The sequence below is a fragment of the Arcicella rosea genome, assembly GCF_040543805.1.
Lineage (GTDB): Bacteria > Bacteroidota > Bacteroidia > Cytophagales > Spirosomataceae > Arcicella > Arcicella rosea.
On record NZ_JBEUMS010000007.1, the window covers coordinates 163,969 to 184,623 of the forward strand.

The 20,655-nt window shown below is 33.8% G+C and carries 22 protein-coding genes; 13 read left to right on the forward strand and 9 right to left on the reverse strand.

Going from position 1 to position 20,655, the window contains the following annotated elements; all coding sequences use genetic code 11:
* Positions 1–108 precede the first annotated feature (108 nt).
* Positions 109–1,053 carry a glucosaminidase domain-containing protein gene (locus ABID42_RS11025; RefSeq protein ID WP_367283707.1) on the forward strand — a complete coding sequence of 315 codons (945 nt, stop codon included), beginning with the start codon at positions 109–111 and terminating at the stop codon, positions 1,051–1,053.
* Between the two features lie 5 nt (positions 1,054–1,058).
* Here the strand turns inward: ABID42_RS11025 and ABID42_RS11030 are convergent, their stop codons facing one another.
* Positions 1,059–1,865: an alpha/beta hydrolase gene (locus ABID42_RS11030; RefSeq protein ID WP_367283708.1), complete on the reverse strand. Its 807-nt coding sequence runs from the start codon at positions 1,863–1,865 to the stop codon at positions 1,059–1,061.
* A 260-nt stretch (positions 1,866–2,125) separates the two neighbouring features.
* Between ABID42_RS11030 and ABID42_RS11035 the strand changes: the two genes are divergently transcribed.
* From ABID42_RS11035 to ABID42_RS11060, 6 genes are all read left to right on the forward strand, one after another.
* Positions 2,126–2,830, forward strand: coding sequence for an esterase family protein (locus ABID42_RS11035; protein ID WP_323259031.1), 705 nt, complete (start codon positions 2,126–2,128; stop codon positions 2,828–2,830).
* Positions 2,831–2,904: 74 nt separating this feature from the next.
* Positions 2,905–3,888 carry an ATP-grasp domain-containing protein gene (locus ABID42_RS11040; RefSeq protein ID WP_323259033.1) on the forward strand — a complete coding sequence of 328 codons (984 nt, stop codon included), beginning with the start codon at positions 2,905–2,907 and terminating at the stop codon, positions 3,886–3,888.
* A 58-nt stretch (positions 3,889–3,946) separates the two neighbouring features.
* Positions 3,947–5,044, forward strand: a complete 1,098-nt coding sequence (locus ABID42_RS11045; protein WP_323259035.1) for a carboxylate-amine ligase — start codon at positions 3,947–3,949, stop codon at positions 5,042–5,044.
* A 139-nt stretch (positions 5,045–5,183) separates the two neighbouring features.
* On the forward strand, positions 5,184–6,056 hold the full coding sequence (locus tag ABID42_RS11050; protein WP_367283709.1) for a type 1 glutamine amidotransferase: 873 nt from the start codon (positions 5,184–5,186) through the stop codon (positions 6,054–6,056).
* 23 nt (positions 6,057–6,079) lie between these two features.
* A complete protein-coding gene (locus ABID42_RS11055; protein ID WP_367283710.1) occupies positions 6,080–7,276 on the forward strand; it encodes a hypothetical protein in 1,197 nt (398 codons plus the stop codon).
* A 152-nt stretch (positions 7,277–7,428) separates the two neighbouring features.
* Positions 7,429–8,658 carry an exo-beta-N-acetylmuramidase NamZ family protein gene (locus tag ABID42_RS11060; RefSeq protein WP_367283711.1) on the forward strand — a complete coding sequence of 410 codons (1,230 nt, stop codon included), beginning with the start codon at positions 7,429–7,431 and terminating at the stop codon, positions 8,656–8,658.
* 4 nt (positions 8,659–8,662) lie between these two features.
* On the opposite strand, the gene ABID42_RS11065 is transcribed toward ABID42_RS11060, so the two are convergent.
* From ABID42_RS11065 to ABID42_RS11100, 8 genes are all read right to left on the reverse strand, one after another.
* The gene (locus tag ABID42_RS11065; RefSeq protein ID WP_367283712.1) at positions 8,663–9,214 is read right to left on the reverse strand and encodes a tetratricopeptide repeat protein; all 552 of its coding nucleotides are present in this window, start codon (positions 9,212–9,214) and stop codon (positions 8,663–8,665) included.
* Between the two features lie 5 nt (positions 9,215–9,219).
* Positions 9,220–9,573: an MmcQ/YjbR family DNA-binding protein gene (locus ABID42_RS11070; RefSeq protein ID WP_367283713.1), complete on the reverse strand. Its 354-nt coding sequence runs from the start codon at positions 9,571–9,573 to the stop codon at positions 9,220–9,222.
* 81 nt (positions 9,574–9,654) lie between these two features.
* Complete coding sequence (locus tag ABID42_RS11075) at positions 9,655–9,843, reverse strand: DUF6728 family protein (RefSeq protein ID WP_323259047.1); 189 nt, start codon at positions 9,841–9,843, stop codon at positions 9,655–9,657.
* Between the two features lie 165 nt (positions 9,844–10,008).
* Positions 10,009–12,054: a (E)-4-hydroxy-3-methylbut-2-enyl-diphosphate synthase gene (ispG, locus tag ABID42_RS11080; RefSeq protein ID WP_367283714.1), complete on the reverse strand. Its 2,046-nt coding sequence runs from the start codon at positions 12,052–12,054 to the stop codon at positions 10,009–10,011.
* A gap of 145 nt (positions 12,055–12,199) precedes the next feature.
* Entirely contained in the window at positions 12,200–12,520 is a 321-nt protein-coding gene (locus tag ABID42_RS11085) for a nucleotidyltransferase family protein (protein ID WP_367283715.1), read from the reverse strand.
* Between the two features lie 37 nt (positions 12,521–12,557).
* Positions 12,558–12,971 (reverse strand): nucleotidyltransferase substrate binding protein, encoded by a 414-nt coding sequence (locus ABID42_RS11090; protein WP_367283716.1) that lies wholly within the window; start codon positions 12,969–12,971, stop codon positions 12,558–12,560.
* Positions 12,972–13,159: 188 nt separating this feature from the next.
* The gene (gene folE, locus ABID42_RS11095) at positions 13,160–13,864 is read right to left on the reverse strand and encodes a GTP cyclohydrolase I FolE (protein WP_367283717.1); all 705 of its coding nucleotides are present in this window, start codon (positions 13,862–13,864) and stop codon (positions 13,160–13,162) included.
* Positions 13,824–14,243: a 6-pyruvoyl trahydropterin synthase family protein gene (locus ABID42_RS11100; protein ID WP_367283718.1), complete on the reverse strand. Its 420-nt coding sequence runs from the start codon at positions 14,241–14,243 to the stop codon at positions 13,824–13,826. Before ABID42_RS11100 ends, folE begins: the two co-directional genes overlap by 41 nt.
* A gap of 461 nt (positions 14,244–14,704) precedes the next feature.
* Here ABID42_RS11100 and ABID42_RS11105 point away from each other — a divergent pair, with 461 nt between their 5' ends.
* The 6 genes from ABID42_RS11105 to ABID42_RS11130 all read left to right on the forward strand — a co-directional run bounded on the left by ABID42_RS11105 (position 14,705) and on the right by ABID42_RS11130 (position 20,645).
* Positions 14,705–16,057 (forward strand): Gfo/Idh/MocA family protein, encoded by a 1,353-nt coding sequence (locus tag ABID42_RS11105; RefSeq protein WP_367283719.1) that lies wholly within the window; start codon positions 14,705–14,707, stop codon positions 16,055–16,057.
* A gap of 377 nt (positions 16,058–16,434) precedes the next feature.
* Positions 16,435–17,511 carry a GHMP family kinase ATP-binding protein gene (locus ABID42_RS11110; RefSeq protein ID WP_367283720.1) on the forward strand — a complete coding sequence of 359 codons (1,077 nt, stop codon included), beginning with the start codon at positions 16,435–16,437 and terminating at the stop codon, positions 17,509–17,511.
* Between the two features lie 27 nt (positions 17,512–17,538).
* Complete coding sequence (locus ABID42_RS11115) at positions 17,539–18,399, forward strand: sugar phosphate nucleotidyltransferase (protein WP_367283721.1); 861 nt, start codon at positions 17,539–17,541, stop codon at positions 18,397–18,399.
* A gap of 505 nt (positions 18,400–18,904) precedes the next feature.
* Positions 18,905–19,138 carry a hypothetical protein gene (locus tag ABID42_RS11120; protein WP_367283722.1) on the forward strand — a complete coding sequence of 78 codons (234 nt, stop codon included), beginning with the start codon at positions 18,905–18,907 and terminating at the stop codon, positions 19,136–19,138.
* A 62-nt stretch (positions 19,139–19,200) separates the two neighbouring features.
* Complete coding sequence (locus ABID42_RS11125; protein ID WP_367283723.1) at positions 19,201–19,509, forward strand: hypothetical protein; 309 nt, start codon at positions 19,201–19,203, stop codon at positions 19,507–19,509.
* 263 nt (positions 19,510–19,772) lie between these two features.
* Complete coding sequence (locus ABID42_RS11130) at positions 19,773–20,645, forward strand: carboxypeptidase-like regulatory domain-containing protein (RefSeq protein WP_367283724.1); 873 nt, start codon at positions 19,773–19,775, stop codon at positions 20,643–20,645.
* Positions 20,646–20,655 lie beyond the last annotated feature (10 nt).

Sequence of the window (20,655 nt, forward strand, 5' to 3'; positions counted from 1 at the left end):
CTAAGGGATAAAATGCTTTCTTAAAAAATCTTAAATCCTTGTTTTATCGTAGTTAAACCCAGAATTATTTAAATGTTATTTCATGGGTTGATTTTAAATTTAAACATAATGCGTGCAAAAATCTTAGTTTATACTTCATTGAGTTTATTATTGGGTTTATTGATACAGAGTTGCCATCGGCATACAATAGTAAAACACTCGAATGAAAATAGTGATTTCAAGGTAAATTATAAAGATGTTGTAAGTCTGGGTGACTCTACCCAATTTCAATTTGAAGCTTTTGAAAAAATAAACCAAGTGAAAGTCCTTTCTGATAATGTTGTGTTAGGAACTGCCAAGTTTGTCAATAAAAAAGCGATTGTGAAAATTAAGTTTGCAACAAAAGGAGAGAAGGAATTGGTTTTTGTTGGTGAGAAAGATGGGAACAAGCAAACGAAAAAAATCAAAGGTTTAGTGGTAGTTGTGATTCCACAAAAGAGTATTCCAACACCAGTGGCAAAAAAGTCAGTGGTGAAAAGTAAAAAAGTAGTAAAACCAAATCAACCTGTGATTTCGGATGCACAAATTTTTATCAATGAAATTTCACTGTATCTTGTTGAGCGTTGCAAAAAGAACAATCTCCCGACCAGTGTAGTAATTGCGATGGCAGCTTTAGAAAGTGGTTATGGAAAAAGTGAATTGGCGATGAATGCCAATAACTTTTTTGGCTTAAAAGATTGGACAAAAGATCGTGCGCAAGCTTATCAATATACCCGACAAGCTTATGCTGGTGAAGTAGGAAATTGGTACAAAAAATTTAATTCTAGAGAAGAATGTTTCGATTTTTTTATGGAAGAACTGCTAATGCACAAAACTGGAAAATGGCGAAATGATTATTCGCCAGCAGTAAGAACTTATCAAGAAAACATGAAAAAAGGAATGGAAGAAGCGGAGGCTGTTGAAAAATTTATGGGACATTTAGTCGATTTAGGTTATACAACGCTACCCAAATCTCAATACATCAGCCGTTTGAAAAAAATCATCAGTACTTATCATATTGATGATTTAGACTAATGATTTTATTTCCCGATTGCCCAAGTAAGAAATTCGGGCATTACTTTACTCCAAGTTTGTTGATTATGCTCGCCGCCTTCTACTTGTCTGTAAATAATGTCTTTATTTTTCTGATAACCGTGTTTTTCTAACTCTTTCATCAAATCTAAAGTATCGTCGATGGCGTCAATAATACCATTATGATTTCTGTCTGAAGTTTCGTCGTTGGTACCAGCTTCAAACCAAAATTGTTGATTTTGGTGATAATTCCCTTTTCTGACAATATTATGAATAATTCTATCATTTTCGTCGGTATAACCATCTTCTTCAGATTTTTGTCTCCACCATAACGCACCCGAAAATACGCCTACTTTGGTAAATACTTTTGGCGAATTCCAAGCAATATCCATTGCCGAAAGTCCGCCTAAAGAAAAACCAGCCATTACTTTATTTTCAGAAGATACTAAAAAAGTATTTTCCAAATAAGGTAACAATTCTTTCAAAACGAAGTTTGAATGTTGATGCGCTTTGTTTCCTCTGTTTTTATAATCTGCTTGCGAAGCCGTTCCATATTCTTGTAATCTTTCTTCGTTGGCATGAATCCCTACACAAAGAATCGGAGAAATTTTGTTTTCATCGCTTAATGAGGCAATCCATTGTCTGATTTTTAAAGATTCAAAATCTTGACCATCGTTAAAAATAACAAGTTGAAGAGAATTATTTTTTTTAGGATATATCAAAGTGAGCTTAACAGTTCTATTTAAATAGGCAGAATAAATATTATCTTCGATTTGAATGATTTCAGGGGAAGTATTTTGTGAATATATCGTCATTTCAGGATTGCCAATTTTAGGATTATTCTCGAAAATAAACAAATTGTTAAATATTTCACAGAGAAATTATTCTAATTTTTGTTTTGAAAGTTAAAAACAGTTTCTATTTTAGAGTAAAGATTCTACATAAAGATGGAAATCTTTGTAAAATGCCGAAACGGATATAATTTTTGACAAATGGTAATTTTATAGCTATACGAAAATACTCTAAATCTAGCTGTGAATATTTTTTAACATCATGCAAAACCCTCACCATCAAAATGCAAGAACGTTATATCAAGTATTACTCTCATCATCTCGGAGCAGATAATGAATTATTGATTTTTGGCAATTGGGGCTATCCGGTAATCGTCTTTCCTACCACAATGGGACGATATTATGAAGCAAAAGATTTTAAACTGATAGAATCGGCAAGAAGGCAAATAGAAGAAGGGAAAGTAAAAATTTATTGTCCAGACAGTATCGATAAATACTCTTGGTATGGCAAACATCTGCATCCTTCAGAGCGTATTCAAAACCACATTTATTATGACCAATATTTAAATGATGAATTGATTCCTGCCATCATGCGTGAATGTAATACTTCAAAAGTAGCAGTTGCGGGTTGTAGTTTTGGTGGTTTTCATGCTGCAAATTTTGCTTTTCGTCATCCAGATAAAGTTTCTCATCTTTTTACGATGGGAGCTGCTTTTGATATTCGCTCATTTTTAAATGGCTTTTATAACGAAAATGTATATTTCAACAATCCGCCTGATTATTTGCCCAATGCTACTCAAGCAGATTTATGGCAAATGAACATCGTTTTAGGAACTTGCAATGCAGATTTTTGTAAACCTGAAACAGAACGCCTTTCTAAAATTTTGAGTAATAAGAAAATTAATCATTGGTTGGATATTCGTTGGCATGGCACACACGATTGGGATATTTGGCGTGAAATGTTCCCAGAATATTTAAACAGAATTTAATTAATAATTATTAGCGTGATGAAATCGCTCAACTAATTTCATTCATCAAACCTGTAAAATTGAATTTAAACATTATGAAAAAAATTGGTATCCTTCACGGAATGGAATCTTCATTTCCAGAAGCGTTTGTTGAAAGAGTCAATCAAATAGCACCTACGGGCATTACAGCAGAGCGAATGGTGGTAGAAAAAGTAATACAAGGGGAATCTAGCGGATATGATGTAATTATAGATCGTATTTCTCAAGATGTTCCTTTTTATAGAGCAATGCTTAAAAATACAGCCTTGACTGGTACAGCGGTTATCAATAATCCTTTCTGGTGGTCGGCTGATGAGAAATTTTTCAATAATGCTTTGGCATTGAGTGTAGGTGTTCCTGTTCCTAAAACAGTATTGTTGCCTTCAAAAGAACGTCCGACGGATACTGCTGAATCCTCTTTTAGAAACCTGAAATTTCCTTTGCCTTGGGGCGAAATGTTTGATTATATCGGTTTCCCTGCCTATATGAAACCACATTCTGGCGGAGGTTGGAAAAGTGTTTATAAAGTAAGAAATCCAGATGAATTGTTTTCTGCTTACGACGAAACCGACCAATTAGTCATGCTTTTGCAAGAAGAAATTACTTTTACTGACTACTTCCGTTGCTATTGCATTGGTGGAAAAGAAGTAAGAATAATGCCTTATGAACCCAGAAATCCACATCATTTACGCTATGTAGCCGAAATGCCAACAGGACCAGCTGCTAAGAAATTATTGGCAACTGTGAAAGATTATGTGATTCGACTGAACAAAGCTTTAGGTTATGATTTCAATACTGTAGAATTTGCGATAAAAGACGGAATTCCTTATGCCATTGATTTTTGTAATCCTGCTCCAGATGCAGATATTAATTCTGTTGGACAAGAAAACTTTGATTGGGTTGTAGAAACCGCTGCAAAAGTAGCGATTGACCGTGCTAAAAAGCATAAACCCGGTAAGGATAATCTTACTTGGGGAACATTTCTCACTTCGTCGATTGCAGGAAGTCCAAGAACTGGTATTATTGAAAGTAAAAAATAATCATGTTGAAGAAGGGAATCATTATGATTCCCTTTAAAGCCCTTAAACCTTCTAAATTATGCCTTTATTTACCATTGGAATTGAAGAGGAGTTTCAAACGATTGACCCTGTAACTCGTGAATTGCGCTCGCACATGAGTAAGATTGTTGAGGGCGGTCAAATTATCCTACAAGAAAGAGTAAAAGCAGAAATGCACCAAGCTGTTGTGGAGGTTGGAACGAATATTTGTCATAATATTCAAGAGGCAAGGGCAGAAGTAACAGAATTAAGACGACATATTATCGACCTCGCAGACCAAAACAATCTTCTAGTTGCTGCCGCTGGAACACATCCATTTTCAGATTGGCAAGACCAGCTCATTACTCCAAGTCCACATTATGATTCATTAATTGATGAAATGCGTGATGTGGCTCGTGGAAATTTGATTTTTGGTTTGCACGTTCATGTAGGTATTCAAACTCGTAACGAAGGCATTCAAATATTGAACGCTGTTCGTTATTTTTTACCGCATATTTATGCGCTTTCTACGAATTCGCCTTTTTGGTGCGGTAGAAATACTGGTTTTAAATCGTATCGTTCAAAAGTATTTGATAAATTTCCAAGAACGGGTATTCCTGAATTTTTTGCTTCTGCTAATGAGTACGACGAATACATTGATTTGTTAGTAAAAACAAAATGTATTGATAGTGGCAAGAAAATCTGGTGGGATATTCGTTTGCATCCATATTATAATACGATTGAATTTAGGATTTGTGATATTCCGATGCGAGTAGATGAAACCATTTGTTTGGCAGCTCTGATGCAAGCCTTGGTCGCTAAGATTTACAAATTGATGAAGCAAAACTTGAATTTTAGGTCGTACCGTAAAGTATTAATTAATGAAAATAAATGGCGAGCTGCCCGTTATGGAATTCAAGCAAAATTGATTGATTTCGGAAAACAAGAAGAAGTACCTTACAGTGATTTATGTGATGAATTATTAGATTTTGTGGATGATGTTTTGGATGAATTAGGCAGTCGTCAAGAAGTAGCATATATCAAAGAAATCTTAAAAAATGGCACTGGTGCCGACCGACAATTAGCAGTATTTGAAGAAACCAATGACTTGAAAAGTGTAGTGGATTATATCGTACAAGAAACAAAATTTGGCATTTAATGAATGAAAGTTTCAATGTTAAATTTATCGTTGTTTTCTGTAATTGATTGATTTTAAGGCTGTTTTTCGTAAATTGCGTTGTTTTTATGATTAATTAAAGATTAAATCTTTGATAAATTTCCACATCAACAAATTTACGATGCAAAATATTTCGCTTGAAAAACCACTAAAAATAGCCGTTTTAGATATGTACGACAACGTAGCCGGAGAAGGTATGCGTTGTATCATTAATTTGATTAACGAATTCAGAACGCAAAAAAATATTGAAGTAATTACGGAGGTTTTTAATGTTCGTGCCAATACTGAAATTCCAAGTTTGGAACACGATATTTATATTTCTTCAGGAGGACCGGGAAGTCCGCTTCCTTCGGATGAAGCTTGGGAAAAACCTTATTTTGCCTTGATTGATTCAATTTTTGAGCATAATAAATCAGAAGAGGTTTTAAACGGCGAAAGTACTCCTAAGTTCATGTTCTTGATTTGTCATTCGTTTCAATTAGTGGCTCGTCATTTAGAAATTGGGAAAGTAACGAAACGAAAAAGTACTTCATTTGGAGTTTTCCCAGTGAATCCAATTGATAAAACCATCAAAGAATCATTGTTTGAAGGATTACCAGAACCATTTTTTGTAGTAGATTCTCGTGATTATCAATTGGTTAGTCCTAATTTGAAGATTATTAAAGAGTTAGGAGTACAGATTTTACGCATGGAAAAAGAACGTCCACACGTAAATTTAGAGCGTGCCATTATGGCAATTCGTTTTTCAAAAGAAGTATTTGGTACGCAATTTCATCCAGAAGCTGATGCACAAGGAATGCTAAAATTGCTGTCATCTGATGAAAAACGTAAAGCAGTGATAAAAACGCATGGAATTGAGAAGTATAATGACATGATTACAAAGCTTGATGACCCAGATAAAATCATGTTGACAGAATCTATCATCATTCCAACATTTCTTGAAAAAGCCTATTCTACCATTAGTCAACAATTAGTTCTGGGGGAAATGGCATAAATTGTTTTAAACATACTCTTTTTATGCAAAAAGACATTAGAGCTTCATTTAACCAATCTTTTTCTCAAGAAAAATATCAATACTTTTTGGCAGATTTGAATAAAGCGACTCAAGATTCAATTGAATTTAGAGTCGCTGAAACGCCAGTTTTTGTGCCTAAAAGTCTGAAAGATAAGCTTATTAGTACTTGTGAAAGTATTATAGATGTGATTGCACAAGATGATTTTAAGGCTAAAACAGATAAAGCAATTCCTGCACATCAAAATGTTCCTAATGAAAATAAGCATACTTCATTTTTAGCGATAGACTTTGCTGTTTGTCAAAATGAGCAAGGTGATTTCGTTCCCCAATTGATTGAATTACAAGGTTTTCCTTCACTTTTTGGTTTTCAATATTTACTTTCAGAAACTTTTCAAAAGCATTATCAACTTCCTGAAAACTATGACTTTATGTTCAATAGTTTTGATAGAAAAGCTTATATAGAAGAATTTTATCAATTGATTGTTGGCGATTCAACACCTGAAAATGTAATCATTTTAGAGATTTATCCTGAAAAACAAAAAACAAGAGTTGATTTTGAAGTAACAGAAAAATTGATTGGAGTAAAAGCCGTTTGTCTTACTAAAATTATCAAGGAAGGTAAAAAGCTTTTTTATCTCAATGAAGGTGTAAAAACGCCAATTGATAGAATTTACAATCGTTTGATATTTGATGATTTAACTAATTTTCCAGATTTAAAAACAGATTTTAATTTAACAGACGATGTTGAAGTAGAATGGATTGGTCACCCGAATTGGTTTTTTAGAATTAGTAAATACACTATGCCATTTTTGAAAAATCCTTACATTCCTTCATGTAAGTTTTTGAGTGATTATGATGGCGAATTTCCAGAAAATTTATCCGAATATGTGCTAAAACCTTTATTCTCTTTTGCAGGAACAGGCGTGAAAATCAATATTGATAAAAGTGATTTAGCGTCAATTCCAGACCCTGAAAATTATATTTTACAGAAAAAAGTAAAGTATGAACCCGTCATACAAACCACTGATGGAAGTTCAGTAAAATGCGAAATCAGAATGTTATATATCTGGAAAAAAGACGAAGCCAGACCAATATTATTAAGTAATTTAGCCCGACTTTCAAGAGGAGAAATGATTGGAGTACGCTTCAATAAAGATTTTGATTGGGTTGGGGGAAGTGTTTGTTTTATGGAAAGGTAGAGGTAATTAAGCTACTTAAACCTGTGAAATAATACATTTTCAATTAGCTGGTGAATTAATTCACCAGCTAATTGGAAAAATGAGGAAGCTTAAACTACTTAATCTTTTAATAAGACCTAAATATATTTTGTTTTCCAACTTCATCAAAAACTATGAAAATATTTCAATTGATAGCCCTTATCGTAACACTTAGTATTTTTGGGATAAAGAGTAATTCCATTCAGAAAGACAATGCTTCTTTGGGATTTAAATCCAAACCTGTCCAAACTGCTGCAGAGCAAACCAATCAATATTTCTCTTATTTAAAGCATAAAAGAATAGCGATTCTGGCTAACCCAACAAGTATTATTGGTGAAAAACATTTGGTGGATAGTTTGTTAGCTTCTGGAATTAATGTGGTAAAAGTATTTGGACCTGAACATGGTTTTAGAGGCAATGCAAGTGCTGGGGCTAAAATAAGTGATGAGAAAGACCCAAATACAGGCATTAAAGTAATTTCATTATATGGTTCTAAAAGAAAACCTTCAGCTGATGATTTAAAAGATGTCGATTTAATGATTTTTGATATTCAAGATGTGGGTTGCAGATTTTATACTTATATCAACGTTTTGAAGGATGTAATGGAGGCTTGTGCTGAAAATAATAAAGAATTATTGATTTTAGATAGACCGAACCCAAACGGTTATTTAGTGGATGGACCAATTTTGGATATGCGTTTAAAGTCGGGTGTTGGTAAATTCCCAATTCCAATTGCTCATGGAATGACAATTGCTGAATTCGCTCAAATGATTAATGGAGAAGGCTGGTTACCCAATAAAATGATTTGCAAGCTTAAAATCATTCCTGTGAAGAATTATACGCATGACACTCCTTATACTTTGCCCGTAAAACCTTCTCCAAATTTGAATACACAACAAAGTGTGATGTTGTATCCAATTACTTGTTTGTTTGAAGGGACTATTATTAGTCAGGGAAGAGGGACTTATTTTCCTTTTACTGTTTTGGGAAGTCCTGCGCTGAAAGGTATTTATAGTTTTTCATTTACACCAAAAAGTATTAAAGGAATGAGTGAAACGCCTTTGCATTTGAATCAAGAATGTTTCGGGATAGATTTCAGAAATTACGATATTGAAATACTGAGAAAGAGTAAAAGAATCAATATTCAATGGATGATTGATTTTTATCAAATTTATCCTTTCAAAGATAAATTCTTTGATAAAACCCAAAGTGACCAAATGCTTAATATTGATGTTTTGGTAGGGAATTCTGAATTCAGAAAGCAAATTATTGAAGGTAAATCGGTAAAAGAAATTCAAGATTCTTGGGAACCTCAATTATCTGAATACAAAGAAATGAGAAAGAAGTATTTAATCTATCGCTGATAGATTAATACTTCTTTTTTAAATATTCGAATTTTGTTCTGAGAATATAATCAGCATCTTCATCTCCTAAATCAACGGCTCTTTTGAAATCATTGATGGCATTTTCTATTTGACCGATGCAATAACGAGCCATTCCACGCCAACGTAAAGTTTCTGGATTTTCACTTCTGAAATACCAATCTGCTTTATCGAACTCTAAAAAGGCTTTATCATATTCTTTTAATTGATAAAGGACTTTCCCTTTAATTACATAAGCTTCTCCAATGGTATTATCAAATGAAATTGATTGTTCGATGTCATACAATGCTGAGAAGTAATTTTTAAGCATAAAGTTTGCTTTACTTCTATAAAAATAGGCTTTGGCTGATTTGGGAAAGTACTTTAGTTTTTCAGTAAAGAATGCTTGTGCTTCAACAAATTTATTTTCGTGAAGTAATCTTTCGCCTTCTCCTAATTTTTCACGGTCACGAAAGTTAAATAGCTTTTCTTCTAACCAATTGAAAAACATCATGGTCAGCACAAATGGTAGGAAGAAAAACAGTAATATCCATTCCATAACACTTATAAATTTTGAAATTCTACTTGTACTTTTTTAGGTAAGCTTGAAACTACTAGCTGATAAGAATGTTCTGTTAATTCTTTTACTTGTACTGTTGAAGCAATATCTGCATTGACAGTGTTCCAATGTTTTTTGTTCATGTGATAACCCGGAATAATGTAATGAAATTCTTCACGCAATTGAATCGCTCTATCAGGGTCACATTTTAGATTAATCGTGAATACTTCTGAATCAAGACCTGTTAAAGCAAACATTTTGCCCATTACTTTATAAACCAAAGTATCTGGACCAAAAGGTAATTCTTCTGTCACGCCTTTCATCGAAAGACAAAAATCTCTAAATTCTTCAATATTCATTGTATTAAATCATAAGGTTTTAGTTTTGCTTATGTTATAGATTTGACAACTTTTTTGAAAGTTGTCAAATCTGAAATGCGTTTATCTAAAGAATGCTCTATAAATCATTACAATCAAACACATTAAAAACATCAAAATTGATATTTTATTGATAATGTGCATGGTTTTGATGTTAAAATTAGTTGGCTTTGATGGATCTGGTTTGCTGAATATTCTAAAGAAGTATCCAAAAGCTTCTCCTAATTTAAACTGGTCTTTCAATTTTGACATGGCTTTGTTTTTTATATTGAATGGCTATTAGCTTTAAGCTATTAGTTAGTTTTGAGCTATGAGCTACCAGCTTTGAGCTTTTTTACTTTCCTTGAATTTTATTGGTCGAGTATTAATCTACATAGAAATGACAGAATTCATAACTTAAAGCTCATAGCTCAATGCTCACAGCTCCAAAGCATTTACTGCTTCAAACCAAACGCCATCCTCTTTGATGATTTCTATCAATTCATTTACGGCATTATCTGCATGAACAGATTTTTTTACCACGTTTTGTCCACGATATAAAGCAATCTTATCTTTTCCAACACCAACATAACCATAATCTGCATCAGCCATTTCACCCGGACCGTTTACGATACAACCCATAATTCCGATTTTTACACCTTTCAAATGCTCGGTACGTTTACGAATCATCGCAGTTGTTTCTTGCAAGTCGAATAAAGTTCTGCCACAAGAAGGACAAGAAATATACTCAGTTTTACTCATACGAGTACGAGCGGCTTGCAAAATACCAAAGGCTGTTGAATTGTAACTTTTTGCTTTAGTGATTAGTTCAGCTTTTGCTGATAAATCAGGCAATTGTAAAAGAATTCCATCACCAAAACCATCGATTAATAATCCTCCACAATCAGTCGCTGAAAATAATTGAAAATCACTTTCTGGTAGATTATCATATTTTCTTACCAAAACTGCTGGAGTACTTATTTCTTGATTTATCAATTCAAAAAATAAACGACGCAATGCTGGCATAGCGTGTTCATTGCTTGTTTCTACTGCTAATACTAATGTTTTATCAGCTTTAATTTGTCGAATTAACTCTTCTGTCAAATCTATTAAGCTGATACTTAAAAAATTTAAAGTAGTATGTTTTTCTGTGTTTTCTTGATAAGCTTCAATACCAAACAATGGGAATTTATTGAGTTTATCATTTTGTTCAGCCCAAAGGGATGCGTCTAAAATTTCTTTTAAACCCATTGGCAACATATATTTTGCAGGATTTTTAGCTGTATAAATATAATCTGCACCTAAATCATTCATCGTCCATTTATCTGGTAAAGGCAAATAAAAATGACCAATTGATTTTAAATCTTCATGTTCAGAAACTTCAATCTTAGAATAATCAGCAATTACTCTTGGCACATTATGTCCTCCGAAATTTGCCACTTCATGCGTATTTCTTCTAAAATACTGGAATGGATTAATTGGAGAATCGAATGAGTTTTGAGTGCTGAGTGCTGAGTGCTGAGTTGGTGTAAATGCTGAAATTATAGTTGATTTCTCTTTTCTGTTTGAATATCTATCAATCAAAGCTTTGGCTACTGGTGCTTCAAATTCTGGATCTTCTGTTAGTGATACTCTTACGGTATCGCCCAAACCATCTTCTAATAAAGTACCAATTCCTACAGCAGATTTAATTCTACCGTCTTCTCCTTCACCTGCTTCTGTTACACCTAAATGTAATGGATAGGCTTTTAAACCTTCTTCATTCAGTTTTTTACATAATAACCTGTAAGCTTCCACCATTACTTGTGTATTTGAAGCTTTCATTGAAAGTACGATATTGAAGTAATTTTCATCTTCACAGATTCTTAAAAATTCCAAAGCCGATTCTACCATTCCTAGTGGAGTATCGCCATACCTACTTAAAATTCTATCACTCAAAGAACCATGATTTGTACCAATACGCATTGCCGTGCCGTACTCTTTACAGATATTTACTAAAGGCAAAAACTTATCTCTGATTCTATCTAATTCTACTTGATAACCAATTTCTGTATAATCAATCGTTTCAAAACGTTTTTTATCTGCATAATTTCCAGGATTAATTCTTACTTTTTCAACTAATCTTGCTGCTAATTCTGCTGCATTAGGTGTAAAGTGAATATCTGCTACTAAGGGAACACTATAGCCTCTTACTCTTAATTCTTTACGGATATTATCTAAATTCTGAGCTTCCTTCACTGATGGTGCAGTAATGCGCACATATTCGCAACCAGATTCAACCATTCTAATGGTTTGTTCAACTGAGCCTATTGTATCTAAAGTATCAATAGTTGTCATAGATTGTACTCTGATTGGATAATCAGAACCCATCGGTACATCGCCAACATTGACAGTAATAGTTTTTCTACGAGAATATTCAGTTAAAGAATTGGCATAACGATTGCCATTTTCAATCAGGTTATTTAAAGTTTGAGTAGTTGACATGGATTTGTGAATTGTTCAATGCAAAGATAAGTGATTCTATCATTGAATTATAGTTTGCATAAAAAAGCCCGATAAACTTAAAACGTTTATCGGGGCTGAATGTTCTTTTATTTTTGAATAAAGACTCATTAAATATTAATTGTATTTATTCATGTTGTATCTCTGCCTTTTTTAAAATATCAATACCTACTCTGTTAATATGTTCAATAACATCTGGGTCATTAATATGACGATACAGAATAATATCAAAAGTATAAGGCAAATAAGTATCATCAAGTTGGTTATCAATATGCAAAACATCTGTTAATGTTAAATTTTCTCCTTTTAGAGCAATATCAACATCACTTCCTTTTCTGTAATTCCCTTTTGCTCTTGAACCAAATAATATCGCTTCTTCAACAGCAGGATTTGCAGTAATAATATCTAATATTTCATTAAGCTGTTTATTTGTAAGTCCGTATTGCATATTGATAAGAGTTTTGAAACCTTATTATTTCACAAATTTAATTGGTTGTATCTATCTCTGTTTGCATTCGCTCTTGAAATACTTTGAATAAGAAATAATAAGTATTTTGAATTGAGTCTTGGATTTCCTCAGCTGTCTCTTTATTGTAAGTATGCGAACTTAAATTACGGCTCTTAATCATATTCATCCAGTTATCTCCATCTTCAATTAAACCCACTTTATAAGCTAATCTAATTGTATCTTTTGAACCAACCAAATCAACATAACCACCTTCTACAAGAAAATCTTTTAAAGTATTCCATGCTAGTTCATAAGTAAATTCAAATGCTTTAATCAGGCCCTGACGTTCAAGTTCACTATAATCACCTTTTTCAACAGCATTTTCCAACTGTGCAAAAGCCTTATTGAAATTGTTAAATCTTTGTATCCAGCGAATATCTGTATTTCCCATGTTTTTAGATGATAGCATTAAAGATTTATTGCATTAGGTTAAAATGAAAACATACTATTTAATGGTTCTCTTCCACAAATATCATTTAAAGCTTTATTTAAACCTAAAAAAAGCTTTTTAACCTATCCTTAAAACAAAAAATCCACTCAAAAACTGAGTGGATTTTAATTAAGATCAACTATTTAAACCTACAATGCAATATATTTCAAAAATTCTGCTTTTGTAGCTTCTTCTAAAAATTTTCCTCCATAAAAGCTTGTTACAGTTGATGATGTATCATCTTTTACACCTCTTGAAGCAACACAAAGGTGTTTGGCATCAATCATAATAGCTACGTCTTCAGTTCCTAAAAGCTTTTGTATTTCTTTGGCAATTTGCATCGTAAGTCTTTCTTGTACTTGCGGACGCTTCGCAAAGTGTTGAACAATGCGGTTTAATTTAGATAAACCAATTACTTGTCCGTTTGCAATATAGGCAACATGCGCTTTTCCGAATATTGGTACAAAGTGATGTTCACAATTTGAATAGAATGAAATGTTTTTTTCTACCAACATCTCATTGTATTGATATTTATTCTCAAAAAGAGCAACTGAAGGCATATTTTTAGGGTCAAGACCGCTGAAAATTTCCTTTACATACATTTTTGCTACTCTTTTAGGCGTACCTTTTAGTGAATCATCTGTCAAATCTAGCCCCAATGTTTCCATAATTTGCTTGAAATGATATTCAATCTGAGCCATTTTTTCATCATCACTCAAATCAAAAGCATCTTCACGCATAGGAGTATCCACCGAAGTCATAATATGCTCATCACCGATTTCATCATCCGTAAACCTAATCTTATTATTGTTATCAACTAACAGGGTATTCAACAAAGTTTCGTTCGGTTTCATATAATCTAATTTTAAGGTCAAAATTTGAGTTGATTTTGGTTTTTAATTTGTCATGAATCACAATTGCGATATTCTCAGCAGAGGGATTTAGGTCTTTAAATTCTTCAGTATCAAGATTTAAGTTCTTATGGTCAAACCTATCTAGAATTTCTACCTTGATAATTTCGCTCAATACTTTCATATCAATCACATAACCAGTCTCAACATCTATTTCTCCCGTTACTTGTACGATTAATTCATAATTATGACCGTGGTAATTGAAATTATTACATTTTCCATACACACGTTCATTTTTTTCATCCGACCAATTCGGATTATTCAGTCGATGTGCGGCATTGAAATGCTCTTTTCTAAACACCGACACTCTTTTTGGCATCATGCTTTTTTTGATTAATTAAAATACAACTTCAGATTAGTAATAAAGTTCAACTAATCTTTAAAAGTTGGAGACAATCATGCGGAATTTAGTCTCAAAGTTTAAAAGCCGTCTGAAAGGTTGTCAGCAACACTCTTAAACTAAATCAGCGTTCTCTTACTCTTTACTATCAAACACTCAGAATAGAATGATTGTTTAAGTTTTAAATTAAAATGATTAAACAAATCCCTTTGTGTGTTGTCTTATCATGCTTCATCAATAAGAAAAACAAAATTAATCAGTAATCAATTACTTATTGAGGCTGATTTGCTAAATATTATTGACAAACTTAATTGAATAAAGAAATTATGATTATTTTTCTCGAAATAATTTCTTAGGTTAGAACATCATTTCAGCTTTCTAGGTTCAAAAAACTAGATAGGATGTTAATAATTCTTTCAAAAACAGCATCATCAAACACAAAAATGCAAAGACGTCAATTTATCCAATCAACTGCGCTGGCAGGTACTGCCGCACTCACTATTCCTAATTTCGTATTTGGAGCTAAACAAGAAGACAAAAAGGTACGCCTTGGTTTTATTGGCGTTGGTCTTCGTGGAAGAAATCATTTAGAAATGGCAATGTATCGTGACGATGTAGAAATTAATGCAATTTGTGACATCGACCCTAATGCCATTGCGATTTCTTTGAAAATGTTGAAAGACAAAGGAAGAAAAGAACCTGCTATTTATCAAAAGAACGACCATGATTTTGAAAACATGGTAAAACGTGATGATTTAGACGGAATTATTATCGCTACGCCTTGGGAATGGCACGTTCCGATGTCGGTTGCTACGATGAAAGCTGGAAAATATGCTGGTGTTGAAGTATCTGCAACAGTTACTTTGCAAGAATCTTGGGATTTGGTGAATACTTTCGAGAAAACAGGTTCGCATTGTATGATTCTGGAAAACGTTTGCTATCGTCGTGATGTGTTGGCGGTCTTAAACATGGTGCGTCAGAATCTTTTTGGAGAATTAGTGCATTTACAATGTGGTTATCAGCATGATTTGCGTGGTGTAAAGTTCAACGATGGTAAACAAGCTTATGGAGGAGGAGTAGAATTTGGCGAAAAAGGTTTCTCAGAAGCCAAATGGCGTACTCAACATTCTATTGATAGAAATGGAGATGTCTATCCAACACATGGATTAGGGCCTGTGGCTGAAATGATTGATATTAACCGTGGTAATAGATTCCTTTCGCTTACTTCAACAGCCACAAAAGCAAGAGGTTTGCATGATTATATTGTTAAGAAAGGCGGAGCCGACCACCCAAATGCCAAAGTGAAGTTCAAATTAGGGGATGTGGTAACAACAGTGATAAAATGTGCTAATGGAGAAAGCATTTTGATTACACATGATACCAATTTACCTCGTCCATACTCACTTGGTTTCAGAGTACAAGGCACAGAAGGAATCTGGACAGAAGATAATAAATCTATTTACTTAGAAAGTTTGGCGAAAAACCACGATCGTTGGGAGCCATTCAAAGAATATCAAGATAAATACGACCATCCACTTTGGAAAGCCCACGCTAAAGATGCAGAAAACGCTGGTCATGGCGGAATTGACTATTTTGTATTGAGAGCTTTTGTAGAATCTATCAAAAGAAAAGTAGCACCACCAATTGATGTATATGATGCAGCAGTTTGGTCGGCAATTAGTCCATTATCAGAGCTTTCAATCGCTAAAAACTCCACATCAGTAGAAATTCCCGACTTTACCAGAGGAAAATGGAAAACCAACAAACGTATTTTTGGATTAGCAGATGAGTATTAGGTTCTAATTTGAAAATTTGAGGATTTGAAGATTTGAAAATTGGTTTAAGTGTTTTTTTAATCCATTGACAAAAGGAGATAATCTAAGCTTAGAACCTCATCCCCAGCCCCTTCTCCTGTTGAGAAGGGGAGTCGTTGGAGTGTTGTTAATATTGATTTTCAAATACTTATAAGATTGTTTTGAAAGTTTTTTCCCATTCAGATAAGGGGAAAAACTTTGGGACTTAAAGCTCCCCTTCTCAACAGGAGAAGGGGCTGGGGGATGAGGTTTTTTTTCGTAGTTATTCCAAATTCCTCTCAAATCCACAAATTTTCAAATCAAAAAACCTCACTATCAAATCAATTCACTAAATTTGCAGTAATTAATTACCGACATTAATGAGTAATAAAATTAAAGTATCAACACCAGGAAGAATTTGTCTTTTTGGCGAACATCAAGATTATCTAGGATTACCAGTAATTGCCGCAGCAATTTCTAAAAGAGTAAGTATCACTGGTGAAAATAGAAATGATGGAAAAGCGATTATACATTTACCCGATATAGATGATGAAATCAGTTTCGAAATCTATCCAGAATTACCTTATTTACATAAAAGAGATTATTTTCGTTCGGCTTTAAATATTTTACAAAGACAAGGCTATACTTTTAAAAAAGGTTTAGAATGTACAGTTCAAGGAAATATTCCCATTAATTCAGGAACATCAAGTTCTTCTGCATTATTAGCGAACTGGATTCATTTTTTATCAAGAATTGCTGATGAACCAAATCCTCTTTCAGCCAATGATATTGCGGAGATTGCCTACAGAGCTGAAGTAGTAGAGTTTAACGAAGCAGGAGGGATGATGGATCATTACTCAACCGCAGTTGGGAATGTTATTTATCTGGAATCAACGCCAGCAATTAAGGTTGAGACCCTAAAACCAGCATTTGGTAGCTTTGTTTTAGGCGATTCACTTGAACCAAAAGACACAGTAGGTATTTTAAAAAGAGTAAAATATGGTGTTTTAGAAGCTGTAGAGAAAATTAAAATAGCCTATCCCGATTTTTCTTTATTTAATGTTCAGCAAGAAGACACCAAAACATTCGCTTCTTTAATTACCAAAGAAGAATTAGATTTAATCAAAGCCAATATTGATAATAGAGAGATTTTGATTGAAGCACTGGCACTATTAAAAGCTAAAACATTGAATCATCAAAGATTTGGTGAATTATTAAATCAACATCAGTTAAATTTACAAGCATTATTAAAAATATCAACTCCTAAAATTGATAGAATGTTAGCAGCAGCAAAGGCATCAGGAGCATTTGGAGGTAAAATAAATGGCTCTGGTGGTGGTGGATGTATGTTTGTGTATGCACCAGAAAACCCTGAGGAAGTTGCTAAAAGTATTGAAAAAGAAGGAGGTAAAGCTTATGTTATTCAAATCGACGAAGGCACGAGCTTTGAAAATTAACCCAACTAGCAAAACGAAAATCTTTAAATGGCAAAATTATTAATCATGGCGGGCGGAATGTCGTCAAGAATGAAAAAAGCAGAAGGCACAGAGGCTTTAGATTCTACATTAGTTGAACAAGCAAATACACTTCCGAAAGGAATGATTGGTGTAGGAAAAGATGGTCGCCCATTTATGGATTATTTAATTTATAACGCTCATCGTGCAGGTTATACAGAAGTTTTGATTTTAAAGAACCCAAAAGACCACGTTACCAAACCTTATTACGATCAATTGGTTGCTGAAAACAAAGCTTGGGGAATTACTTTTAAATATGCTACCCAGCAAATCGCTCCCGACCGTGAGAAACCCGCTGGTACTGCCGATGCTATCCAACAAGCTTTAGAGCAAACGCCTGAATGGAAAGGAGAAAGGTTTACCGTTTGTAATTCAGATAATCTTTATTCTGTAAAAGTACTTACGCTATTAAGAGAAAACCCTGTACAAAATGCAGTAGTTTCTTATGAAAGCATCGCTTTAGGCGTAGCACCAGAAAGAGTAAAAGCATTTGCAGTAATTAAAGCTGATGAAGAAGGCTATTTGGTAGAAATCATTGAAAAGCCAAATGATGAACAGATAGAATCTGCCAGAGATAAAAACGGAAAGATTGGTGTAAACATGAATGTATTCCATTTTAATTATGATGATATTTTGGAATATGTAAGTAAAGAGCCTTTTAATCCAGTACGTAACGAACGTGAGTTGCCAAGTGCAGTAATGAAAATGGCAAGTGAAAATCAGAAGAAAGTAATCACTGTTCCCGTTGAAGAAAACGTACCAGATTTAACATCAAAAGGGGATATTACCATCGTTCAACAATATTTAGTAGAGGAATTTGGAGATTTTTAATGAAATTCCTTACTGAAAGTATCAATTAAATAAAAATTAATATTGAATAGCTCAGAAAGCATTATCTCTTATCAATATCCTGTTATAACTATTGCCCTTCTCGTTTTGAGGAGGGTATTTTTTTTGTAAAAAACAACCTCACCCCCGACCCCTCTCCTGTTGAGAGGGGAGCTTTTTTAACACTAAAGTCTGCTCCCTTCTCTACAGGAGAAGGGGCTGGGGGATGAGGTTTTTTTCTTATCCCCCAAAAACCAATTCTAGGACTAATTCCCCGGAAAAATTTACCGTTTAATAAGTTTTCTGAGTATTACTTTGAGTTTATCTTTCTATTAATTAAGTTTGAAATAGATGAAATTTTAATAGTCATCCATCAGAACTTATACCTTAAAAAGAGAATGTGAAAAGCCTATTTAATAACCCAATAAAGCCAAAAGATTAAGAAACAAGTACACAAAAGCACCTTGTAAAGCCCACAAATGATGAAGCAAAGGCGGGAGATAATCTTGTGAAGCCCGCTAATGATGAAGCAAGAGCGGGAAATAATTTTGTGAAGCCCGCTAATGATGAAGCAAAGGCGGGAAATGATTTTGTGAAGCCCGCTAATGATGAAGCAAGAGCGGGAAATAATTTTGTGAAGCCCGCTAATGATGAAGCAAAGGCGGGAAATAATTTTGTGAAGTCCGCTAATAATGGAGCAAAGCATCAAATGATTGTGCAAGGACGGGAAAATATTTTGTGAAGCCCTCAGATGATTGTGTAATGATGGGAAAATATTTTGCGAAGCCCTAAAATGATTGTGTAATGATGGGAAAGTATTTTGTGAAGCCCTCAAATGATTGTGTAATGATGGGAAAATATTTTGCGAAGCCCTCAAATGATTGTGTAATGATGGGAAAGTATTTTGTGAAGCCCTCAGATGATTGTGCAATGATGGGAAAATATTTTGCGAAGCCCTCAAATGATTGTGTAATGATGGGAAAATATTTTGTGAAGCCCTCAGATGATTGTGCAATGATAGGAAAATATTTTGTGAAGCCCTCAGATGATTGTGCAAATGCGGGAAAATATTTTGTGAAGTCCTCAGATGATGGAGCAAAGAGTAAAGAATAATCTGCAAAAACCTTAAAGAACTATGCTAAAACCACTTAAAAATCAGTGAAAGAAACAGCTTTTTTGAATAACAGCGCTAATGAGATACAACAGTTTTACCTTTTAATGAGATAAACAGGCTACATAAAGAAATGAAGGGATTGAAAGAAATTAACGCTACAAAATTTTTAAAAAGATAAATAATCAATAACAATAAAGACTACAATTTTTTAAACATTTAAACCCCATTTCTTATGACCTCGTTACAAGAATCCAAATTAAGCATGTACCAAAGCGTACAATTGTTGTGCTCAAACAACCCTACAATTACTTCAAGCAATGCAGCCTTTACAGAAGGGCTCAACGAATTAAATGCTAAAATTAGCGACATCCTCAATTTTGTCTCCACAGATATAAAGCATACCAGTGGAATTACAAACGACAAAACGGTAACCAAACATAATCTTTGTACTGTTGCCTCGGAAATTGCAGGATTTGTCTTTGCTTATGCCAATGTTGTTAAAAATGAAGTACTAAAACAAGAGGTAAATTATACTTATAATGAGATTAGGAGACTCAGAGAAGATTTAATTATCCCAACCGTCAAAATTATCTTCAATGCCACACAGGCAAATCTAGCGTCTTTGGGTAGTTATGGCATAGATGCCATCAAATTACAAGAATTTGCCGATGCCATCAGTGCTTATACAAATGCACTGCCTTCAACGAAGATGACAAAGTCAGAAAAATCAAGTGTGGTTATTTCGCTAAACAATCTCTTCAAAGAAACCGACGAATTATTGAAAAATCGACTGGATAAATTGTTGGCACTTTTCACCAAAGCCCATCCTGAGTTTGTAAATGCCTACAAAAGTATCAGACATGTAGATGCTCCTACCAAGACAACCACACAAATCAAAGGAAATATTAGTAGCGCAAAAGACGGAACAGTCATTGAAGGAGCCAATATCATTCTTACAGGCAAAACTAACTACTCAGCCATAAGCGACACCGAAGGAAACTTTAACTTCAAGCCCATTAGCTACGGCAAATATCAAGTAAACGTACAAGCAATAGGTTATCAAAGCCACACAGAACTGAATTACCTAGTAAAAAGAGGAGTTGTGAATAAGCTTTTGGTAGTGCTGAAAGAGTAAATCAGAAGTG

Coding starts and splice junctions, on each gene's coding strand:
- ABID42_RS11025 (WP_367283707.1), top strand. CDS start 109: ATGCGTGCAAAAATCTTAGTTTATACTTCATTGAGTTTATTATTGGGT.
- ABID42_RS11030 (WP_367283708.1), bottom strand. CDS start 1,865: ATGACGATATATTCACAAAATACTTCCCCTGAAATCATTCAAATCGAA.
- ABID42_RS11035 (WP_323259031.1), top strand. CDS start 2,126: ATGCAAGAACGTTATATCAAGTATTACTCTCATCATCTCGGAGCAGAT.
- ABID42_RS11040 (WP_323259033.1), top strand. CDS start 2,905: ATGAAAAAAATTGGTATCCTTCACGGAATGGAATCTTCATTTCCAGAA.
- ABID42_RS11045 (WP_323259035.1), top strand. CDS start 3,947: ATGCCTTTATTTACCATTGGAATTGAAGAGGAGTTTCAAACGATTGAC.
- ABID42_RS11050 (WP_367283709.1), top strand. CDS start 5,184: ATGCAAAATATTTCGCTTGAAAAACCACTAAAAATAGCCGTTTTAGAT.
- ABID42_RS11055 (WP_367283710.1), top strand. CDS start 6,080: ATGCAAAAAGACATTAGAGCTTCATTTAACCAATCTTTTTCTCAAGAA.
- ABID42_RS11060 (WP_367283711.1), top strand. CDS start 7,429: ATGAAAATATTTCAATTGATAGCCCTTATCGTAACACTTAGTATTTTT.
- ABID42_RS11065 (WP_367283712.1), bottom strand. CDS start 9,214: ATGGAATGGATATTACTGTTTTTCTTCCTACCATTTGTGCTGACCATG.
- ABID42_RS11070 (WP_367283713.1), bottom strand. CDS start 9,573: ATGAATATTGAAGAATTTAGAGATTTTTGTCTTTCGATGAAAGGCGTG.
- ABID42_RS11075 (WP_323259047.1), bottom strand. CDS start 9,843: ATGTCAAAATTGAAAGACCAGTTTAAATTAGGAGAAGCTTTTGGATAC.
- ispG (WP_367283714.1), bottom strand. CDS start 12,054: ATGTCAACTACTCAAACTTTAAATAACCTGATTGAAAATGGCAATCGT.
- ABID42_RS11085 (WP_367283715.1), bottom strand. CDS start 12,520: ATGCAATACGGACTTACAAATAAACAGCTTAATGAAATATTAGATATT.
- ABID42_RS11090 (WP_367283716.1), bottom strand. CDS start 12,971: ATGGGAAATACAGATATTCGCTGGATACAAAGATTTAACAATTTCAAT.
- folE (WP_367283717.1), bottom strand. CDS start 13,864: ATGAAACCGAACGAAACTTTGTTGAATACCCTGTTAGTTGATAACAAT.
- ABID42_RS11100 (WP_367283718.1), bottom strand. CDS start 14,243: ATGATGCCAAAAAGAGTGTCGGTGTTTAGAAAAGAGCATTTCAATGCC.
- ABID42_RS11105 (WP_367283719.1), top strand. CDS start 14,705: ATGCAAAGACGTCAATTTATCCAATCAACTGCGCTGGCAGGTACTGCC.
- ABID42_RS11110 (WP_367283720.1), top strand. CDS start 16,435: ATGAGTAATAAAATTAAAGTATCAACACCAGGAAGAATTTGTCTTTTT.
- ABID42_RS11115 (WP_367283721.1), top strand. CDS start 17,539: ATGGCAAAATTATTAATCATGGCGGGCGGAATGTCGTCAAGAATGAAA.
- ABID42_RS11125 (WP_367283723.1), top strand. CDS start 19,201: ATGATGGGAAAGTATTTTGTGAAGCCCTCAAATGATTGTGTAATGATG.
- ABID42_RS11130 (WP_367283724.1), top strand. CDS start 19,773: ATGTACCAAAGCGTACAATTGTTGTGCTCAAACAACCCTACAATTACT.